Below are 19,833 nucleotides of genomic sequence, written 5' to 3'. Positions count from 1 at the left end.
CCCCCGGACAGTGTGCCCCGTGCCGGCTACTCCCAGCGGAAGGTGCGGACGGCGGCGACGGCCGCGACGGCGGTCCAGACGGCGACCAGGCCGAGCCAGAGCCAGCCGGGCCAGTCGCCGGTGGCGGCCCGGTCCAGGGCCTGGGAGGCCGCGCCGAACGGGGTGACCTGCACGATCCGGCGCAGGGCGTCGGGCATGGCCTGGACGGGCACCCAGACCCCGGCGGTGAACATCATCACGAAGAAGACGACCGAGCCGATCGCGGCGGAGATCCGGGTGGTGCGGGCGACCGAGCAGACGAGCGCGCCGAGGGCCAGGACGCAGGCGACGGCGAGCAGCAGGGCCAGCGCGTAGCCGAAGGGCTGTCCGGGCAGGTCCACGCCGAAGGCGATGCGGCCGACCGCCATCACCAGAAGCGTGGAGCCGAGCGCGGCGACGCCGTGCAGCGCGATCTGCGTGCCGAGCAGCGCGGAGGGGCGTACGGGGGTGGTGGACAGCCGGCGCAGGATGCCGCGTTCGCGGTAGCCGGTGAGGACGGGCGGCATCGCCTGGAGTCCGGCCATGATCATGGCGAGGAGGACGGAGACGGGGACGTAGAGGTCGATGACGCGGCGGCCGCCGAGGTTCTCGTCGGGGTTCCGGAAGGAGGGGACCAGTCCCAGGATCGTCATGAGCGCGGTCGGGAACACCAGGATCCAGAACAGGCTGCCCGGTTCGCGCAGGAAGAGGCGGGTCTCGGCGCGCAGGACCGCGCGCATCGGGCCGGTGGCGGCGGCGCGGGGCGCGGCGGCCGGTGCGGGGGCGGGGTGCGGGTCGGTCATGTCAGGCCGCCTGTCCGGTCGTGCCGCGCGCCTCGGCGGGGGCGGGGTGTTCGGTGAGGTCGAGGAAGGCGTCGTCGAGGGTGGCCTCGGTGACGCGGAGCCGGTGTGCGGTGACGCGGAGCCGGGCGAGCAGCGAGATGACGGCGTTGACGGTCTCGTCGGTGCCGTGGATGACGAGGCGTCCGTCGGTGTCCTCGCGGGAGACCGCGCCGGGCAGGGCGGCCAGTTCGGCCTCGGGCAGCGGTGCGGAGGGGGTGAAGGCGATCGCGGTGGAGCGGCCGGCCCCGGCGATCAGCCCGGCCGGGGTGTCGAGGGCGGCGACCCGGCCCCGGTCGATGACGGCGACCCGGTCGCAGAGGCGCTGGGCCTCCTCCATGAAGTGGGTGACCAGCAGGACGGTGACCCCGCCGTCCCGGACGGACTCGATGAGCTGCCAGGTGTCGCGGCGGGCCCGGGGGTCGAGCCCGGTGGTCAGCTCGTCCAGGACGACGACCCGGGGCGCGCCGACCAGTGCGAGGGCGATGGAGAGCCGCTGCTTCTGGCCGCCGGAGAGCCGGCCGTAGCGGGTGGTCAGCCGGGTGTGCAGCCCGAGGCGTTCGGCGAGGGGGCGCCAGTCGGCGGGGCGCGGGTAGAAGGAGGCGTACAGCTCCAGGGCCTCGCCGACGGTGATCTTCGGCTGGAGTTCGCTCTGCTGGAGCTGGGCGCCGAGCAGCAGGGTCACCCGGTCGTGGTCGGTGACGGGGTCGAGTCCGGCGACCCGGACCGTACCGCTGTCGGGGGTCCGCAGCCCTCCGACGCATTCGACGGTGGTGGTCTTGCCGGCGCCGTTGGGTCCGAGGATCCCGAAGATCTCCCCCTCCTCGACGGTGAAGCCCACCCCGTCGACGACGGCGCGGCCCCCGTAGGACTTGCGCAGTGCGTCCACTTCGATGATTGCCATACGGGGAGCTTCGCGGGCCGGGCCCCGTCCCGGTATCCGCCGTAGCGCTCGGACCGGCATCGTCCGATCGGTTGACCGGGGGCTACGACCGGGGGGCTCCGGGGCTACGACCGGAGGGCCCCGGAGGCTCCGACCGGGGGCTCCGGGGATGTCGTCACGGGGGCTCCGCGGCCGGAAAAGCACGTGAACGATGTCAGTGCCGAAACGTAGGCTCGCTCCTGATGCCCGAAAAAGATGCAGTGCCCAAGGACCGGTCCGCCGCGCGTTCGCTGCTGCGGCTGTGGCCGTATGTGAGGCCCGTGCGGATCCGTCTGTCCGGTGCCGCCCTGATCGCGATCGCCGCCTCCTGCGTCGGTCTGGTGATCCCCCTCGTGCTGAAGTGGATCGTCGACGGACCGGTCGCGGACCGGGACCCGGGCGGGGTGTGGCTGGGGGCGTTGTACCTGCTGCTGCTCGGCATCGCCGAGGCGGTCCTGTTCGGGGTGCGGCGGTGGATGGTGGCGCGTCCGCTGGCCGGGGTCGAGGCGGCGATGCGGGCGGATCTCTACCGCCATCTGCAACGGCTGCCGGTGGCCTTCCACGACCGCTGGTCCTCGGGGCAGTTGCTGTCGCGCGGCACCACGGACCTGATGCTGCTGCGGATGTTCCTGGCCTTCCCGCTCACCTTCCTGCTGGTCAACGCCACCACCATCCTGGTCGGTTTCGTGATCCTGCTGCTCCAGGAGTGGACCCTCGGGCTGGTGCTGATGGTGCCGGTGATCCCGCTGGTGGTCATCTGCTCGTTCTTCGAGGCGAAGTACGCGGTGGTGGCGCGGCGCGCCCAGGACCAGGTGGGCGATCTGACGACGGTGGTCGAGGAGAGCGTGCTCGGCATCCGCATCATCAAGGGCTTCGGCCGCCACCGCAGCCAGGCGCAGGCCTTCCGCGCGCTCTCCGGACGGCTGCGCACCACGGAGCTGCACAAGGCCCGGCTCCTCGCGGGCATCTGGGCCCTCATCACGACCATCCCGGAGCTGGCGATCGGCGCGGCGCTGGTGCTCGGCACGGTCCAGGTCGCGGACGGCGGACTGTCGGCCGGCACCCTGGTCGCCTTCCTCTCCACGGCGCTGGCGCTGCGCTGGCCGGTGGAGTCGATCGGCTTCCTGCTGGCGATGAGCCAGGAGTCGGCGACGGCGACGGAGCGGTTCTTCGAGGTGATGGACGTGGCGGAGGAACGGGAGACCGCCGGGCCCGGGGACCCGGCGCCGGGCACCGCCGCGTCGCGCGCATGCGGGACCGTGACCTCGGAACCGCGGGCCGCCGCCGGGGAGTCCGACACCGGGGGCATGGTCTTCGAGGGCGTCGAGTTCCGTTACCCGGACGCGGCGGAGGACTCCCCGCCCGTCCTCGCCCGCATCGATCTGCGGATCCGGCCCGGCGAGACGATGGCGCTGGTCGGGGCCACCGGTTCCGGCAAGACGACGCTGACCGCACTCGTGCCCCGGCTGCACGAGGCGACGGCCGGCCGGATCACGCTGGACGGCGAGGACATCACCGCCATGCCGCGCGAACGGCTGCGCTCGCTGGTCTCGGTGGCCTTCGAGGAACCGACGCTCTTCTCGGCGAGTGTCGGGGAGAACGTGCTGATGGGCACGGCCGGCGGGGGCGAGGAGGAGTTGCGGGGCGCGTTGTCCGTCGCCCAGGCCGACTTCGTCCACGCACTGCCGCAGGGCACCGCGACCCAGGTCGGCGAGCAGGGGCTGAGCCTGTCCGGCGGTCAGCGCCAGAGGCTCGCCCTGGCCCGCGCGGTCGTCGGCGCCCCGCGCTTCCTGGTGCTCGACGACCCGCTCTCCGCGCTCGATGTGCACACGGAGGCGCTGGTCGAGGCCGCGCTGCGGCGGGTGCTGGCGCGGACGACGGCGATCGTGGTCGCGCACCGCCCGTCCACGGTGATGCTGGCGGACCGGGTGGCCCTGCTGTCGGAGGGCCGGATCAGCGCGGTGGGCACCCACCAGGAACTGCTGCGCGACAACGCCGAGTACGCCTGGCTGATGTCGGGCGCCGACGGCGAGGAAGGTACCGGGACGTCCCCCGAGGGCATCCCGGCCGAGGACGCACAGGACGCGCGGGGCACCGACGCCCCGGCCGGGAAGGGCACCACCCGATGACCAGCACCACGACGGGACGGCCGGCCTCACCGGACGGCGACGGGGACACCGGCGACGACGGGGCCGGTGCGCCGGCACCCCCGGCACGCGGGGACGGCGAGGCGCCCGCGACCGGCACCGGCAGGGCGGTGAAGACGGGCGCACAGGAGACGACGGCCACCGGCACCGGGAAGGCGGCGCCCGCCGTCGCGGGGTCCGGCGGACCCGCCGGTGACCCCTTCGACCGGGACGACCTGCCCGCCCCGCCCGGTGCCACGGGCGCCCTGCTGCGCTCGCTGCTGCGGCCGATGCGCGGCCGGGTCGCCCTGGCGGCGCTGTTCCTGCTGGTGCAGCAGGCGGCGGTGCAGGCCGGTCCGCTGATCGTGGCGTACGCGATCGACAGCGGGGTGCCCGCGTTCCGGGAGAAGGACTACGGGCCGCTGATCGCGGTGGCGCTCGGTTACGCGCTCTGCTCGGCCGGTGCCGGGGCCCTCCAGTACGCGTTCATCCGGGCCTCGGCCCGGGTCAACCAGGACGTGCTGCTGGATCTGCGCGGCCGGATCTTCCGCCATGCGCAGGCGCTCAGCGTGGACTTCCACGAGCGCTACACCTCGGGGCGGCTGATCTCCCGGTCGACCACCGATGTGGAAGCGCTGCGGGAGCTGCTGAGCGAGGGCCTCCAGGAACTGATCGGCGTCGTCCTCTCCTTCGTCTCCATCTCGCTGATGCTGCTCTGGCTGGACCTCGCCACGGGCGCCGTCGCCGTGCTGTCCTTCGTCCCGCTGTATCTGCTGGTGCGGCTCTACCAGCGCCGGGCGGCCGTCATCTTCGCGGGCCGGTCGACGGCGATCGCCGCGGTCATCGTGAAGTTCGCGGAGACGATGAACGGGATCCGGCCGGTCCAGGCCTTCCGCCGCGAGCGCGTCAACGACGAGGTCTTCCGGGCGCTGAACGAGACGCACGAGCGCACCAACGGCGACGCGATGCTGGAGAACGCCCGCTATGTCGTCGGCTCCCGTCTCGTCGCCAACACGGCGGTGGCCGGAATCGTGCTGTGGGGCGCGTACCGCGTGGCGTCCGGGGATCTGGCGCTCGGGGTGCTGGCCGCCGTCGTGCTGTATCTGCGCCGGCTGTACGACCCCATCGACCGGCTCAGCATGTTCCTGAACTCCTACCAGTCGGCGGCGGCCTCGCTGGAGAAGATCGCGGGCCTGCTGGCCCAGACGCCCTCGGTCCCCGAGGCCGCCGAACCCCGCGAGCTGCCGGAGCGTTCCGGTGAACTGCCGGGCCGCGAAGTCGTCTTCGACGCGGTGGGCTTCTCGTACCGTACGGGCGGCGAGGTGCTGCCCCGCTTCGGTCTGACGGTGCCGGCCGGGCAGACGGTCGCCGTCGTCGGCTCGACGGGCGCGGGCAAGTCCACGCTGGCCAAGCTGCTGGCCCGGTTCTACGACCCGACCGAGGGCCGGGTCCTGCTGGACGGCACCGATCTGCGCGATCTGGCCACGCCGGAGCTGCGGCGCGGGGTGGTCATGGTGACGCAGGAGGCGTTCCTGTTCTCCGGGACGGTCGCGGAGAACATCGCGATCGGCCGCCCCGACGCGAGCCGGGCGGAGATCGAGCGGGCCGCGAAGGCGATCGGCGCGCACGACTTCATCGCGGGCCTGCCGGACGGTTACGACACGGACGTCCGCAAGCGGGGCGGCAGGATCTCGGCGGGCCAGCGCCAACTGGTGGCCTTCGCGCGGGCGCTGCTCGCCGATCCGGCGGTCCTGATCCTGGACGAGGCGACCAGTTCGCTGGACATCCCCGGCGAGCGGGCGGTGCAGCGGGCCATGGACACCGTGCTGCACGGCCGCACCGCCGTCGTCATCGCCCACCGCCTCTCGACCGTCGAGATCGCCGACCGCGTCCTCGTCATGGAGCACGGCCGCATCGTGGAGGACGGGACGCCCGCCGAACTGATCGGCGGCACGGGCCGCTTCGCGGGCCTGCACCGCGCCTGGCGGGAGAGCCTGGCGTAGGGCGTGTTCAGAAGGCCCCCGCCCGTACGAACGCCCCGGCCGCACCCGCGGCCGGGGCGTCGCCGTGTGCACGGCCGAGGCGTCGCCCTGTACGCGCCGGGGCGTTCGCCGTGTGCGCGGAACACGCCATGCCGCCGGACCGTCTCGACTGGTGGGAACTTCCCACTTCTTCACACGCTCTTCGCACACGACACAAACGGCCCCACCCCCGCTCCTCGCTCCGCTTTCGGGATTCCGGGCCCACGGAAGGCCGTGCGGCGATGATCGGCGAAACGTCCGCTTAACGAACATGAGCCAACTGACAACGGACGAATTCCGGCCAAGTTGTTGACGCGCTCCTGACAGGACACATGTGCGGCTGACACTCTTCACCCCGTTCTGCGCTTGCCTGCTCTGCCCGGACGGTCACCCAGCCGCCGGTACCCCCCTCGCAGAAGGAGTTCCGCGTGAGATCCACGCACAGCCGTCGTACCGCGACCGGCGCCCTGATAGCCGCAGCCGCCCTCCTCGCCGTCGGCGTCCAGGGCACCACGGCCACGGCGACGCCGTCGGACCGGGCCGAGGCCGCGGCCCCCACGTCGCAGGCCCGCCCCGGCGCCCTGCCCAAGCAGCTCTCCCCGTCCCAGCGCGCCGAGCTGATCCGGGAGGCGACCGCCAACCGCGCGGCCACCGCCAAGGAGCTCGGCCTCGGCTCGCAGGAGAAGCTCGTCGTCCGGGACGTCGTCCAGGACAACGACGGCACCACGCACACCCGCTACGAGCGCACCTTCGCCGGTCTGCCCGTCCTCGGCGGCGACCTGGTCGTCAAGGAGTCCGCGGCCGGCGCCACCCAGGGCGTCTCCAAGGCCTCCCGGGTGACCTCCTCGCAGCTCAAGGCCGTCGACACCACGGCCGACATCGCCCCGGCCGCCGCCGAGAAGCAGGCCGTGGGCCTCGCCAAGGCGGACGGCTCCTCGCGGACCGCGGCCGACAAGGCGCCCCGCAAGGTCGTCTGGATGGCCTCGGGCACCCCGCAGCTCGCCTACGAGACCGTCGTCGGCGGCCTCCAGGAGGACGGCACCCCCAACGAGCTGCACGTCGTCACCGACGCGAGCAGCGGCGCCAAGCTCTTCGAGTGGCAGGCCATCGAGAACGGTGTCGGCAACACGCAGTTCAGCGGCCAGGTCACGCTGAACACCTCGGGGTCGTACAACCTCACCGACACCACGCGCGGCAACCACAAGACGTACAACCTGAACCACGGCACGTCCGGGACCGGAACGCTCTTCTCCGGCTCCGACGACGTCTGGGGCGACGGCACCCCGAGCAACCCGGAGACCGCGGCGGCGGACGCCCACTACGGTGCGGCCGAGACCTGGGACTACTACAAGAACGTCCACGGCCGGACCGGCATCAAGGGCGACGGCGTCGGTGCGTACTCCCGCGTCCACTACGGCAACAACTACGTCAACGCGTTCTGGTCGGACAGCTGCTTCTGCATGACGTACGGCGACGGCAGCGGCAACGCGGCGCCGCTGACCTCGCTGGACGTCGCGGCCCACGAGATGAGCCACGGTGTCACGTCCAACACCGCCGGTCTGGTCTACAGCGGCGAGTCGGGTGGCCTCAACGAGGCGACCAGCGACATCTTCGCCACCGCCGTCGAGTTCTACTCGAACAACTCGTCCGACCCGGGTGACTACCTGATCGGCGAGGAGATCGACATCAACGGCGACGGCACCCCGCTGCGCTACCAGGACAAGCCGAGCAAGGACGGCGCGTCCAAGGACGCCTGGTACTCGGGCATCGGCAACATCGACGTGCACTACTCGTCGGGCCCGGCCAACCACTTCTTCTACCTCCTGTCGGAGGGCAGCGGCGCCAAGACCATCAACGGCGTCAACTACGACTCCCCGACCTCCGACGGCCTGCCGGTGACCGGCATCGGCCGCGCCAAGGCCGAGCAGATCTGGTTCAAGGCCCTCAGCACCAAGTTCACCTCGACGACCAACTACGCGGCGGCCCGCACCGGGACGCTCGCGGTGGCCGGTGAGCTGTACGGCACCACCAGCGCCGAGTACAAGTCCGTGGCGGACGCCTGGGCCGCGATCAACGTCGGCACGCGTCCCGGCGGCACCGACCCCGACCCGGGCACCGGCAAGGTCTTCGAGACCAAGACCACCGTCTCCATCCCCGACGCCGGTTCGGCCGTCACCAGCTCGGTCGCCGTCACCGGGGTCACCGGCAACGCCCCGAGCGCCCTCAAGGTCGGCGTGGACATCACCCACACCTACCGCGGTGACCTGGTCATCGACCTGGTCGCCCCGGACGGGTCCACGTACCGGCTGAAGAACTCCTCGATCAGCGACTCCGCGGACAACGTCCAGACGACGTACACCGTCAACGCCTCCTCCGAGGTCGCGAACGGCACCTGGAAGCTCAAGGTCCAGGACGTCTACTCGGGCGACACCGGAAAGATCAACAGCTTCAAGCTGACCTTCTGATCCGGACGCCGGAAACGCACCACCGCTGACACGACGCGGCCGCCCGGGAGGAGCACCCTCCTCCCGGGCGGCCGCGTGCGTTCCTCAGCGCATCAGCACCCCCGCGCCCTCCGCCGCCGCCGCCGTCGGCTGGGCCACCAGCCCCAGCTCCGCCCCGTCGGCCAGCAGCCGGTGGGCGGGCAGCACCCGCACGGTGTAGCCGTACGGACCGGTGCGGTCCAGGGTGAGCGGGCCCTCGTACAGCCAGCGGCCCTCCAGGTCCTGACCGCCCGCCGGCTTCAGCGGGAAGACCTGGCTGTCGACGATCGCGTCGGCGGAGTCGACCCGGCCGGCCACCGCCTGCACCTCGACCTCGTCCGGTTCCAGCAGGCCGAGGCTGATCCGCACCCGCAGGGCCAGGGTGGAGCCCAGCTCGGCGGTGCCGCCGGAGGAGGCGTGCGGGGTCACCGCCTCGACGTGGTCGACGGCCACTCCCGGCCAGGCCGCCCTCACCCGGGCCTTCCAACCGGCCAGTTCGCGCGCGGCCTTCTCGTCCAGCGAGCGCCGGGCCAGCGCGGCCGGGGTGTACAGCCGCTCCACGTACTCCCGGACCATGCGGTCGGCCAGCACCTTGGGGCCCAGGGTGCCCAGGGTGCGGCGGACCATCTCGATCCAGCGACCGGGCAGCCCGTCGCCGTCCCGGTCGTAGAAGCGCGGGGCGACCCGGTCCTCGATCAGCTCGTAGAGCGCGCCGGCCTCCAGGTCGTCGCGCCGGTCCTCGTCCAGCGCGGCGCCGTCGGCCGTGGGGATGGCCCAGCCGAAGTCCGGCTCGAACCACTCGTCCCACCAGCCGTCCAGGACCGAGAGGTTGAGACAGCCGTTCAGGGCCGCCTTCATCCCGCTCGTCCCGCAGGCCTCCAGCGGGCGCAGCGGGTTGTTCAGCCAGACGTCGCAGCCCGGGTAGAGCTTCTGGGCCATCGCCATCCCGTAGTCGGGCAGGAAGACGATCCGGTGCCGCACCCGGGGGTCGTCGGCGAACCGGACCAGCTCCTGGACCAGACGCTTGCCGCCGTCGTCGGCGGGGTGTGCCTTTCCGGCCACCACGATCTGGATCGGCCGCTGCGGATGCAGGAGCAGCCCGCGCAGCCGGTCCCGGTCGCGCAGCATCAGCGTCAGCCGCTTGTACGAGGGCACCCGGCGGGCGAAGCCGATGGTGAGGACTCCGGGGTCCAGGACCCCGTCGATCCAGCCGAGTTCGGCGGGCTGGGCGCCGCGGCTGCGCCAGGAGGCGTGCAGCCGCTGCCGGACCTCGGTGACCAGCTGTTCGCGCAGGGTGCGGCGCAGTTCCCACAGCCGCCGGTCCGGGACCTCATCCACGGCGTCCCAGCGGCCGGGGGCGGCCGCGGACTCGGCGCGCAGCCGGTAGACCTCGGGGGCGACCCAGGTCGGTGCGTGGACCCCGTTGGTCACGGAGGTGATCGGCACCTCCGGAGGGTCGAATCCCGGCCACAGCCCGGCGAACATCTCCCGGCTCACCTCGCCGTGCAGGGTGGAGACGCCGTTGGCGCGCTGGGCGAGCCGCAGTCCCATCACCGCCATGTTGAAGACGCCGGGGTCGCCGCCCTCGTAGGTCTCGGTGCCCAGCCGGAGCACCCGGTCGGCGGGGACGCCGGGGAGTTCGCCGTCGTCGCCGAAGTGCCGGGCGACCAGCTCGCGGTCGAAGCGGTCGATTCCGGCCGGGACCGGGGTGTGGGTGGTGAAGACGGTGCCCGCCCGGACGGACTCCACGGCGGAGTCGAAGTCCAGGCCCTCGCCGGACAGCTCGCGGATCCGTTCGAGGCCGAGGAAGCCGGCGTGGCCCTCGTTGGTGTGGAAGACCTCGGGTCCGGGGTGGCCGGTGAGCCGGCAGTAGGTCCGCACCGCGCGCACCCCGCCGATGCCCAGCAGTATCTCCTGGAGCAGCCGGTGCTCGCTGCCGCCGCCGTAGAGCCGGTCGGTGACCTCGCGTTCGCCGGGGGCGTTGTCCTCGACGTCGGAGTCGAGCATCAGCAGCGGCACCCGGCCGACCTGGGCCTGCCAGATCTGGGCGTGCAGGGTGCGGCCGCCGGGCAGTGAGAGCACCACCTGGCTCGGGGTCCCGTCGGCCTCGCGCACCAGCGTGACGGGGAGTTCGTTGGGGTCGAGGACGGGATAGTGCTCCTGCTGCCAGCCGTCCCGGGTCAGGCTCTGGCGGAAGTAGCCGTGCCGGTAGAGCAGACCGACGCCGATCAGCGGGACGCCGAGGTCGCTGGCGGCCTTGAGGTGGTCGCCGGCGAGGATGCCGAGGCCGCCGGAGTACTGCGGCAGGGCCGCGGTCACCCCGAACTCGGGCGAGAAGTAGGCGACGGCGGCGGGCAGCCGCTCGCCGGCCTCCTGCCGCTCCTGGTACCAGCGGGGGCCTTCCAGATAGGCCGCGAGGTCCGCGGAGGCCTCGGCCAGCCGGTGCAGGAACGGCTCGTCCCCGGCCAGTTCGGCCAGGCGCGCGGCGGAGACGGCACCGAGCAGCCGCACGGGGTCGCACTCCGCGCTCCGGCCGGCCACCGGGTCGACGGACTGGAACAGCTCACGGGTCTCGGTGTGCCAGGACCAGCGCAGATTGCGTGCCAGGTCGCTGAGCGGTCGAAGGGGATCGGGGAGGACGGGACGCACGGTGAAACGACGAATGGCCTTCACGTATCCCACCTTTACAGGGCACGTACGGATCCGAGCGGACGCACCACGGTGTGCACCGCTCCGTCACCCTCGACGGTAGTGGCGCGCGGGGCGCACCGGCCACGGCGCGCGGACGGTCCGGACGTGCGACCCGGCGGGCGGGGAACCCGGAACCCTCCGGCCCCGTACGTCCCCCTCGCGGATCCAGACACAACCGGCACAGGCGTTATGGCCGATTCCTTCCCCTCGTGCGGCCTTGTGGGCCTTCGCGCCACAAGGAAAGCTGCCGTGTGGCGCCCGACCCACCCCGCGTGTGCCGGTTCCCCGCAGTCCCGCGCATGCGCGGCGGAGCCCGGCGCATTCAGACCGAAACACCTACGCCCGAGTAGTTAACACCTCACCGGATTGGCCCACCGAGTTCCGTGGGAAGGCTTCTCCGGTACCCGGAACGAATGCCTCCCGACCCCTGCCGAGAACGGTCCGCTCCCGTCTCGTACGCGATTCGGCCGCGGCCGTCCGGTGATCCGCCCGGCGGTTTCGTATGCAATCCGCGCGGACCCCGTGCGCATTCGTCCCTGCCCGTGCACCACACCCCACCGCGGCCATTCGAGTGCTATTCGAGTGAACGCGGACAGGAGCGGCCATGCCCACACCCCATCAGTCATCGGCGGAGCGGCTAGAAAGGACCGAAACCCCTCGTCGCGGCGCGCGCAATCCGCATTCCGCGCCGGTCGTGCGCCCTGCCGAGCCCGTGCCCCCGTCCCCAGGTGATTCCATGATCGGTCGCATTCCCGTCCTCGATGTCCGTCCGCTCGTCGACTGCGGCAGAAGGCCCGCCAAGGCCGTCTGCGGCGAGACCTTCGAGGTCACGGCGACCGTCTTCCGCGAGGGCCATGACGCGGTCGCGGCCAATGTGGTGCTGCGCGGCCCGAACGGGCGCCCCGGGCCCTGGACCCCGATGCGCGAACTGGCCCCGGGCACCGACCGCTGGGGTGCCCTGGTGACCCCGGACGCGGAGGGCCGCTGGACGTACACCGTGGAGGCCTGGAGCGATCCGGTCGCCACCTGGCTCCACGCGGCGCGGATCAAGGTGCCGGCGGGGATCGACACCGCGCTCGTCCTGGAGGAGGGCGCCGCGCTGTACGAGCGGGCCGCCGCGTCCGTCCCCAAGCGCGACGGCCGGGAGGCCGTGCTGGCCGCCGCGGACGCGCTGCGCGACACCTCCCGCCCGGCCGCCGCCCGGCTGGCCGCCGCACTGACCCCCGAGGCGGACGCGGCGCTCTCCCGCCATCCGCTGCGCGATCTGGTCACCCGCTCCCGCCCGCACCCGCTGAACGTGGAGCGCCGGCGCGCGCTGTACGGCTCCTGGTACGAGCTGTTCCCGCGCTCGGAGGGGGCCAGGACGGAGCCGGCCGCGCCCGCCCGCAAGGGCCGCAAGGGCACAAGCGCCGCCCCGCGGCCCCGGATCATCAGCGGCACCTTCCGCACGGCGGCCGAACGGCTGCCCGCGGTCGCCGCCATGGGTTTCGACGTGGTCTATCTGCCGCCCATCCACCCCATCGGCACCACGCACCGCAAGGGCCCCAACAACGCGCTCTCCGCCGGGCCGCACGACGTGGGCGTGCCGTGGGCGATCGGCTCGCCCGAGGGCGGGCACGACGCGGTCCACCCGGACCTCGGCACGCTGGAGGACTTCGACCACTTCGTCGCGACGGCCCGCACCCTGCGGATGGAGATCGCGCTGGACTTCGCGCTCCAGTGCTCCCCCGACCATCCCTGGGTGGAGAAACATCCGGAGTGGTTCCACCACCGGGCGGACGGCACGATCGCCTATGCGGAGAATCCCCCGAAGAAGTACCAGGACATCTATCCGATCGCCTTCGACACGGATATGCCGGGCATTGTCGCGGAGACCGTGCGCATCCTGCGTTTCTGGATGGACCGCGGGGTGCGGATCTTCCGCGTCGACAATCCGCACACCAAGCCGGTGGTCTTCTGGGAGAAGGTCATCGCCGACATCAACGGCACCGATCCGGATGTCGTCTTCCTGGCCGAGGCGTTCACCCGCCCCGCGATGATGCGGACGCTCGGCGCCATCGGATTCCAGCAGTCGTACACGTATTTCACCTGGCGCAACACCCGGCACGAACTCACCGAGTACGTCACGGAACTGGCCGGTGAATCCGCCTCCTGCATGAGGCCCAATTTCTTCGTGAACACCCCCGACATCCTTCCCGGGCATCTCCAGGAGGGCGGCAGGCCTGCCTTCGAGGCACGGGCGGTGCTCGCGGCGACACTCTCCCCGTCCTGGGGGGTGTACGCGGGGTTCGAGCTGTGCGAGAACACCCCGCTCCACAGCGGCAGTGAGGAGTACCTCGATTCGGAGAAGTACGAGATCCGGCCCAGGGACTGGGAAGCCGCCGAGCGGGAGGGCCGTTCGCTGGCCCCGCTCCTCACCTCACTGAACCGGATCAGGCGCCGCAATCCGGCGCTCCAGCAGCTGCGCGACGTGCACTTCCACGCCTCGGACAACGACGCGCTGATCGTGTACAGCAAGCGCTCCGGTTCGAACACCGTTCTGACGGTCGTCAACCTCGACCCGCACCACACCCAGGAGGCGACCGTCTCGTTGGACATGCCGCGACTCGGCCTCGAACGGCACGAGAGCGTGCCGGTGCGCGACGAGCTGACCGGCACTTCCTACCACTGGGGCAGGACCTTCTATGTGCGCCTAGAGCCGGGCGTCACGCCCGCGCACATCGCCGTCCTGCGACCGTCCCCGCCGACCGGAGGGTCACCCACACCATGATCGTCAACGAGCCCGTCCACGACACGTTCGAGGACACCCCGGCCAAGGACCGCGATCCCGACTGGTTCAAGCGCGCCGTGTTCTACGAAGTCCTCGTCCGGTCCTTCCAGGACTCCAATGGCGACGGCATCGGAGACCTGAAGGGACTCACCGCCAAACTGGACTACCTCCAGTGGCTGGGCGTCGACTGCCTCTGGCTGCCGCCCTTCTTCAAGTCGCCTCTGCGCGACGGCGGTTACGACGTCTCCGACTACACCGCGGTCCTGCCGGAGTTCGGCGACCTCGCCGACTTCGTCGAGTTCGTCGACGCCGCGCACCAGCGCGGGATGCGCGTGATCATCGACTTCGTCATGAATCACACCAGCGACCAGCACGACTGGTTCCAGCAGTCCCGGACCGACCCCGACGGTCCGTACGGCGACTACTACGTCTGGGCCGACGACGACAAGCAGTTCCAGGACGCCCGGATCATCTTCGTGGACACGGAGACGTCCAACTGGACCTTCGACCCGGTGCGCAAGCAGTACTACTGGCACCGGTTCTTCTCCCACCAGCCCGATCTCAACTACGAGAACCCGGCGGTGCAGGAGGAGATCATCTCCGCGCTGCGCTTCTGGCTGGACCTCGGCATCGACGGCTTCCGGGTCGACGCCGTGCCGTACCTGTACCAGCGCGAGGGCACCAACTGCGAGAACCTGCCCGAGACCCACGGCTTCCTCAAGCGGGTCCGCAAGGAGATCGACGCCAACTACCCGGACACCGTGCTGCTCGCCGAGGCAAACCAGTGGCCCGAGGACGTCGTCGACTACTTCGGCGACTACCGCGCCGGCGGCGACGAGTGCCACATGGCGTTCCACTTCCCGGTGATGCCGCGCATCTTCATGGCGGTGCGCCGGGAGAGCCGCTACCCGGTCTCGGAAATCCTGGCCAAGACCCCGGCCATCCCCAAGAACTGCCAGTGGGGCATCTTCCTGCGCAACCACGACGAGCTGACCCTCGAAATGGTCACGGACGAAGAACGCGACTACATGTACGCGGAGTACGCCAAGGATCCGCGGATGCGGGCCAACATCGGCATCCGCCGCCGGCTGGCGCCGCTGCTGGACAACGACCGCAACCAGATCGAGCTGTTCACCGCGCTGCTCCTGTCGCTGCCCGGCTCCCCGATCCTCTACTACGGGGACGAGATCGGGATGGGCGACAACATCTGGCTGGGCGACCGGGACGCCGTACGCACCCCGATGCAGTGGACGCCGGACCGCAACGCCGGATTCTCCTCCAGCGATCCGGGGCGCCTCTACCTCCCCACGATCATGGATCCGGTCTACGGCTACCAGGTCACCAACGTCGAGGCGTCGATGGCCTCGCCGTCCTCCCTGCTGCACTGGACCCGGCGGATGATCGAGATCCGCAAGCAGAACCCGGCGTTCGGACTCGGCACGTACAACGAACTGCCCTCCAGCAACCCGGCCGTGCTCGCCTTCACCCGGGAGCACGGGGACGACCTGGTGCTGTGCGTGCACAACTTCTCGCGGTTCGCGCAGCCGACGGAGCTGGACCTCAGGTCCTTCAACGGGCGTCATCCGGTGGAGCTGATCGGCGGGGTGCGCTTCCCCGCCATCGGTCAGTGGCCCTATCTGCTGACGCTCGCGGGACACGGCTTCTACTGGTTCCGGCTGCGCAAGGACGCGCCGCCGAGCTGATCCCGCACGACACCATCCAGGCCACGGGCGGGGCGGTTTCCGCCGTCCCGCACGGGGCACCCTTCCCCTCATATCGAGCGCTTCCGCACCCTTCCTGGATCTTCCCGGCGTTTCGATCACTCCGCGTCGAGTCCGTACGGACCATCCTGACCCGACACGTCCCGCACAGCCGGACAGCCCATGCCGCAATCCGGGACACTCTTCGCATCCTGTGGTGTGCCCGGGGAAAGGACGCGATGCCATGTCGGAGGCTGCATCCGCTCAGGTCACCCTGGCGAACAGCACAGCCCTGCTCCCCTCCCTGGGGCCTCTGCTGCACTCATGGCTGCCCCGGCAGCGGTGGTTCGCGGGCAAGGGGCACCCGATCACCGCCTTCTCGCTGGTCTCGGCGACCGAACTGCTGCCCGTGGCGGCGGACGGCGGTCCGGGGCTCCTGCACCTGCTGGTGCGGGCCCACCAGCCCACGATGCCGGCCCAGCCCCCGGCCGACTGCTACCAGCTGCTGCTCGGGGTGCGCGCCGCACTGCCCCCGCTGCTGGCGCCCGCCCTGATCGGCCGCCCCGACCACGGCCCGCTGGCCGGACTCACCGTCTACGAGGGGTTGCACGATCCCCGGCTGGCCGCGCTGCTGCTGGAACGGTTGCGCACCCCCGGCGGCCTCGGCGCCCTCAGCTTCGCGCGGGCGGCCGCCGTCCCCGCGGGTCTGGCCCCCCGGGTGCTGGACACCGAGCAGTCCAACTCCTCGCTGGTGTACGGCGACGCCTACATCCTCAAGGTATTCCGCCGGGTCTTCCCGGGCACCAACCCGGATCTCGAACTGCCCCTCGCGCTCGCCCGCGAGGGGTGCGGACGCGTCCCCGCCCCGGTCGCCTGGTTCGAGGCGGCAGGGCCGGAGCGGCTGACGCTGGGGGTGCTCCAGCCCTTCCTTCGGGACGCCGAGGACGGCTGGCAGCTCGCCCTGCGCGCACTGGCCGCCGGGGACGACTTCACCGCCGAGGCGTACGCCCTGGGCCGGGCCACCGCCGAGGTGCACACCGCGCTGGCGGCGGCGCTGCCCGCCCCGGCGCTGCGGCGCGCGCAGACCGGCCGGCTGGCGGCGGCGATGGTCCACCGGCTGGAGAGCGCCGCGCACGCGGTGCCCGAACTGGTGCCGTACGTCCCCGGGCTGCGCGCCGCCTTCGACGCCCTGGCGGCGGGCGGTGCGGGGACCGGCCGGCCCGCCCAGCGGGTGCACGGCGATCTCCATCTCGGTCAGACCCTGCGCGGGACCGACGGTTTCTGGTCACTGATCGACTTCGAGGGCGAGCCCTCCCGGTCGCTCGCCGAACGCCGCACCCCGCAGCCGCCGGTGCGCGACATCGCCGGAATGCTCCGCTCCTTCGACTACGCGGCCCGTTCGCACCGGCCCTGGAACCCCGCGTGGGCGGCCCGCTGCCGGACCGCGTACTGCGACGGCTACGCCGCGTCCGCCGGCGTCGACCCCCGCGGCGAACCGGAGCTGCTGCGCGCCCACGAGACCGACAAGGCCGTCTACGAAGTGGTGTACGAGGCACGGCACCGGCCCGACTGGCTGCCGGTGCCGATGGCCGCGATCCGGCGCCTGGCCGGAGCGGACGCCGAACCCGCCGAACCCGTCGAAGCGGATACGGAAACCGACTGAGCCGTCCGGCGTCCACTGCCCCGCACCGCCCGGCGTCCACTCCCCCACCCAGCCCGGCGTCCGTCTTCCCACTCAGCCCACCCACGTGTTTCCTTCGCCCTCACCCCCGAGGAGGCCGTCCCCGTGACCGCCCGCAAGCCGTCCCGCAACGTGCCCGAGCCCGTTCCGCCCACCCCCGAGGCCCCGCTCCCGGCGGAACCGGCCGAACCCGCCGTGGCCACCGCGACCACGGCCACCACCGCGACGACGGAGCCCCCGGCGGCGGAGGCCGTCGCGACGAGGGCTCCCGCCGCACCGGCCCGGCGGGGGAAGCGGGCCGCACCGCCCCGCCCGCGCCGCGCCGGCGGGCAGGGGGTCCGGCCCGCCCCGGCGCTCGACGCCGGGGACCGGGCCCGGCTGCTGGCCGGCGAGCACCACGCCCCGCACGATCTGCTCGGCGCCCATCAGATCCGCGGCGGGGTCGCCCTCCGGGTGCTGCGCCCCTTCGCCCGGACGGTGACCGTGCTCGCCAAGGGGCTGCGGACCGAACTGCACGACGACGGGGACGGGCTGTTCTCCGGGCTGCTGCCCATGCCCGCGCTCCCCGAGTACCAGCTGCTGGTGGCGTACGACGACAACGAGATCGAGATCCACGACCCGTACCGCTTCCTGCCCGCGCTGGGAGAACTCGATCTGCATCTGATCGGCGAGGGCCGCCACGAGGAGCTGTGGACGGCGCTGGGCGCCCGGACCATGGAGCACCAGGGCGTCGCCGGGACCCGGTTCACCCTCTGGGCGCCGAACGCGCGGGGCGTACGGGTCAGCGGTGACTTCAACTACTGGGACGGCACCGGATTCCCGATGCGTTCGCTGGGCTCCAGCGGGGTGTGGGAGCTGTTCCTGCCCGGGATCGGGGAGGGCGCGCTGTACAAGTTCGACGTCTGCCGCCCGGACGGTTCGCACACGCTGCGCGCCGACCCGATGGCCCGGCACACCGAGGTCCCGCCGCGCAACGCCTCCGTCGTGACGGCCTCGCACCACGTCTGGCAGGACCAGGAGTGGATGGCCCACCGGGGCGACGTACCGGTGCACGAGGCGCCGCTCTCGGTCTACGAGGTGCATCTGCCGTCCTGGCGGCCCGGCCTGACCTACCGCCAGCTCGCCGAGCAACTGCCCGCGTACGTACGGGACCTGGGGTTCACGCATGTGGAGCTGATGCCGGTCGCGGAGCATCCCTTCGGCGGTTCCTGGGGCTATCAGGTGACCGGTTTCTACGCCCCGACCTCCCGGATGGGCTCCCCCGACGATTTCCGCTTCCTGGTGGACGCGCTGCACCGGGCCGGGATCGGGGTGATCGCGGACTGGGTGCCCGCGCACTTCCCGCGCGACGACTGGGCGCTCGCCGAGTTCGACGGACGGCCGCTGTACGAGCACGCGGATCCGCGCCGGGCCGCGCATCCGGACTGGGGCACGCTGGAGTTCGACTACGGGCGCACCGAGGTGCGCAACTTCCTGGTCGCCAATGCCACGTACTGGTGCGAGGAGTTCCACATCGACGGGCTGCGGGTGGACGCCGTGGCCTCGATGCTCTACCTGGACTACTCCCGCGAGGAGGGCCAGTGGGCGCCGAACGAGCACGGCGGCCGGGAGAACCTGGACGCGGTCGCCTTCCTCCAGGAGATGAACGCGACCGTCTACCGGCGCAATCCCGGGGTCGTCACGATCGCGGAGGAGTCCACCGCCTGGGACGGGGTCACCCGCGCCACCCACCACACCGGGCCGGGCGGCTTCGGCGGCCTCGGTTTCGGGCTGAAGTGGAACATGGGCTGGATGCACGACTCGCTGGAGTACGTGTCGAAGGAGCCGGTGCACCGCAAGTACCACCACCACGAGATGACCTTCTCCATGGTGTACGCGTACAGCGAGAACTACGTGCTGCCGATCTCGCACGACGAGGTGGTGCACGGCAAGCGCTCGCTCGTCGGCAAGATGCCGGGCGACTGGTGGCAGCAGCGCGCCAACCACCGCGCCTACCTGGGCTTCATGTGGGCCCATCCCGGCAAGCAACTGCTCTTCATGGGGCAGGAGTTCGCCCAGGGCGCCGAGTGGTCGGAGGGCCACGGCCCCGACTGGTGGCTGCTGGACCCGTCGTACGCGGCGGAGAGCGACCACCGGGGCGTGCGGACCCTGGTCGGCGAGCTGAACGCGGTGTACGCGCGGACGCCCGCGCTCTGGCAGCGGGACACCGAGCCGGAGGGCTTCGCCTGGGTGGACGGGAACGCCGCCGAGGACAACGTCTTCTCCTTCCTGCGCTTCGACGCACACGGGGCCCCACTGCTGGCGGTCTGCAACTTCTCGCCGGTGGTGCGGCACGACTACCGGGTCGGGGTTCCGGAGGTGGATGGCGGCGCGGTCGCCTGGGCCGAGGTGCTCAACACCGACGAGGCCCGGTACGGCGGCGGTGACGTGCGCAATCCCGAGCCGCTGAAGCCGGAACGGGTGGCGGCCCACGGCCATCCGGGCAGTGTGCTGCTGACCCTGCCCCCGCTGGCGACGGTGTGGCTGCGGCCGGTGTGAGCCGGGCGGAGCGAAGCGGCCGGGCCCGCCCGGCCGCTTCGCCC

10 protein-coding genes are annotated in these 19,833 nt (G+C 72.0%); 7 read left to right on the top strand and 3 right to left on the bottom strand.

Features of this window, described 5'->3' with window-relative positions:
• Window positions 1-26 precede the first annotated feature (26 nt).
• Together ACFVDM_RS09555 and ACFVDM_RS09550 are read right to left on the bottom strand one after the other, a co-directional pair.
• Entirely contained in the window at window positions 27-821 is a 795-nt protein-coding gene (locus ACFVDM_RS09555; protein ID WP_383635243.1) for an ABC transporter permease, read from the bottom strand.
• 1 nt (window position 822) lies between these two features.
• The gene (locus tag ACFVDM_RS09550; RefSeq protein ID WP_383635240.1) at window positions 823-1,761 is read right to left on the bottom strand and encodes an ATP-binding cassette domain-containing protein; all 939 of its coding nucleotides are present in this window, start codon (window positions 1,759-1,761) and stop codon (window positions 823-825) included.
• A 221-nt stretch (window positions 1,762-1,982) separates the two neighbouring features.
• Between ACFVDM_RS09550 and ACFVDM_RS09545 the strand changes: the two genes are divergently transcribed.
• The 3 genes from ACFVDM_RS09545 (at window position 1,983) to ACFVDM_RS09535 (ending at window position 8,391) form a co-directional block, all read left to right on the top strand.
• A complete protein-coding gene (locus ACFVDM_RS09545; RefSeq protein WP_383635237.1) occupies window positions 1,983-3,908 on the top strand; it encodes an ABC transporter ATP-binding protein in 1,926 nt (641 codons plus the stop codon).
• Window positions 3,905-5,908, top strand: a complete 2,004-nt coding sequence (locus ACFVDM_RS09540) for an ABC transporter ATP-binding protein (RefSeq protein ID WP_383635233.1) — start codon at window positions 3,905-3,907, stop codon at window positions 5,906-5,908. Before ACFVDM_RS09545 ends, ACFVDM_RS09540 begins: the two co-directional genes overlap by 4 nt.
• A gap of 446 nt (window positions 5,909-6,354) precedes the next feature.
• Window positions 6,355-8,391, top strand: a complete 2,037-nt coding sequence (locus ACFVDM_RS09535; RefSeq protein ID WP_383635230.1) for a M4 family metallopeptidase — start codon at window positions 6,355-6,357, stop codon at window positions 8,389-8,391.
• Between the two features lie 84 nt (window positions 8,392-8,475).
• On the opposite strand, the gene glgP is transcribed toward ACFVDM_RS09535, so the two are convergent.
• Window positions 8,476-11,082 (bottom strand): alpha-glucan family phosphorylase, encoded by a 2,607-nt coding sequence (gene glgP, locus ACFVDM_RS09530; protein ID WP_383635227.1) that lies wholly within the window; start codon window positions 11,080-11,082, stop codon window positions 8,476-8,478.
• Between the two features lie 754 nt (window positions 11,083-11,836).
• Here glgP and ACFVDM_RS09525 point away from each other — a divergent pair.
• The 4 genes from ACFVDM_RS09525 (at window position 11,837) to glgB (ending at window position 19,789) form a co-directional block, all read left to right on the top strand.
• Entirely contained in the window at window positions 11,837-13,870 is a 2,034-nt protein-coding gene (locus ACFVDM_RS09525) for an alpha-1,4-glucan--maltose-1-phosphate maltosyltransferase (RefSeq protein ID WP_383635224.1), read from the top strand.
• Window positions 13,867-15,573: a maltose alpha-D-glucosyltransferase gene (gene treS / locus ACFVDM_RS09520; RefSeq protein ID WP_383635221.1), complete on the top strand. Its 1,707-nt coding sequence runs from the start codon at window positions 13,867-13,869 to the stop codon at window positions 15,571-15,573. The genes ACFVDM_RS09525 and treS overlap by 4 nt, the downstream gene beginning before the upstream one ends.
• Before the next feature lie 241 nt (window positions 15,574-15,814).
• Window positions 15,815-17,233, top strand: a complete 1,419-nt coding sequence (locus ACFVDM_RS09515) for a maltokinase (protein ID WP_383635218.1) — start codon at window positions 15,815-15,817, stop codon at window positions 17,231-17,233.
• Window positions 17,234-17,356: 123 nt separating this feature from the next.
• Window positions 17,357-19,789 (top strand): 1,4-alpha-glucan branching enzyme, encoded by a 2,433-nt coding sequence (gene glgB, locus ACFVDM_RS09510; protein ID WP_383635215.1) that lies wholly within the window; start codon window positions 17,357-17,359, stop codon window positions 19,787-19,789.
• Window positions 19,790-19,833: the final 44 nt, after the last annotated feature.

Origin of the sequence: Streptomyces sp. NPDC057682, from assembly GCF_042799575.1 — a bacterium.
Taxonomy (GTDB): Bacteria; Actinomycetota; Actinomycetes; order Streptomycetales; family Streptomycetaceae; genus Streptomyces.
This window is presented reverse-complemented; position numbering and strand designations above follow the sequence as displayed.

Bases quoted from the DNA above. Each gene is read 5' to 3' on its own strand.
- ACFVDM_RS09555 (WP_383635243.1), bottom strand. From the start codon at position 821: ATGACCGACCCGCACCCCGCCCCCGCACCGGCCGCCGCGCCCCGCGCC.
- ACFVDM_RS09550 (WP_383635240.1), bottom strand. From the start codon at position 1,761: ATGGCAATCATCGAAGTGGACGCACTGCGCAAGTCCTACGGGGGCCGC.
- ACFVDM_RS09545 (WP_383635237.1), top strand. From the start codon at position 1,983: ATGCCCGAAAAAGATGCAGTGCCCAAGGACCGGTCCGCCGCGCGTTCG.
- ACFVDM_RS09540 (WP_383635233.1), top strand. From the start codon at position 3,905: ATGACCAGCACCACGACGGGACGGCCGGCCTCACCGGACGGCGACGGG.
- ACFVDM_RS09525 (WP_383635224.1), top strand. From the start codon at position 11,837: ATGATCGGTCGCATTCCCGTCCTCGATGTCCGTCCGCTCGTCGACTGC.
- treS (WP_383635221.1), top strand. From the start codon at position 13,867: ATGATCGTCAACGAGCCCGTCCACGACACGTTCGAGGACACCCCGGCC.
- ACFVDM_RS09515 (WP_383635218.1), top strand. From the start codon at position 15,815: ATGTCGGAGGCTGCATCCGCTCAGGTCACCCTGGCGAACAGCACAGCC.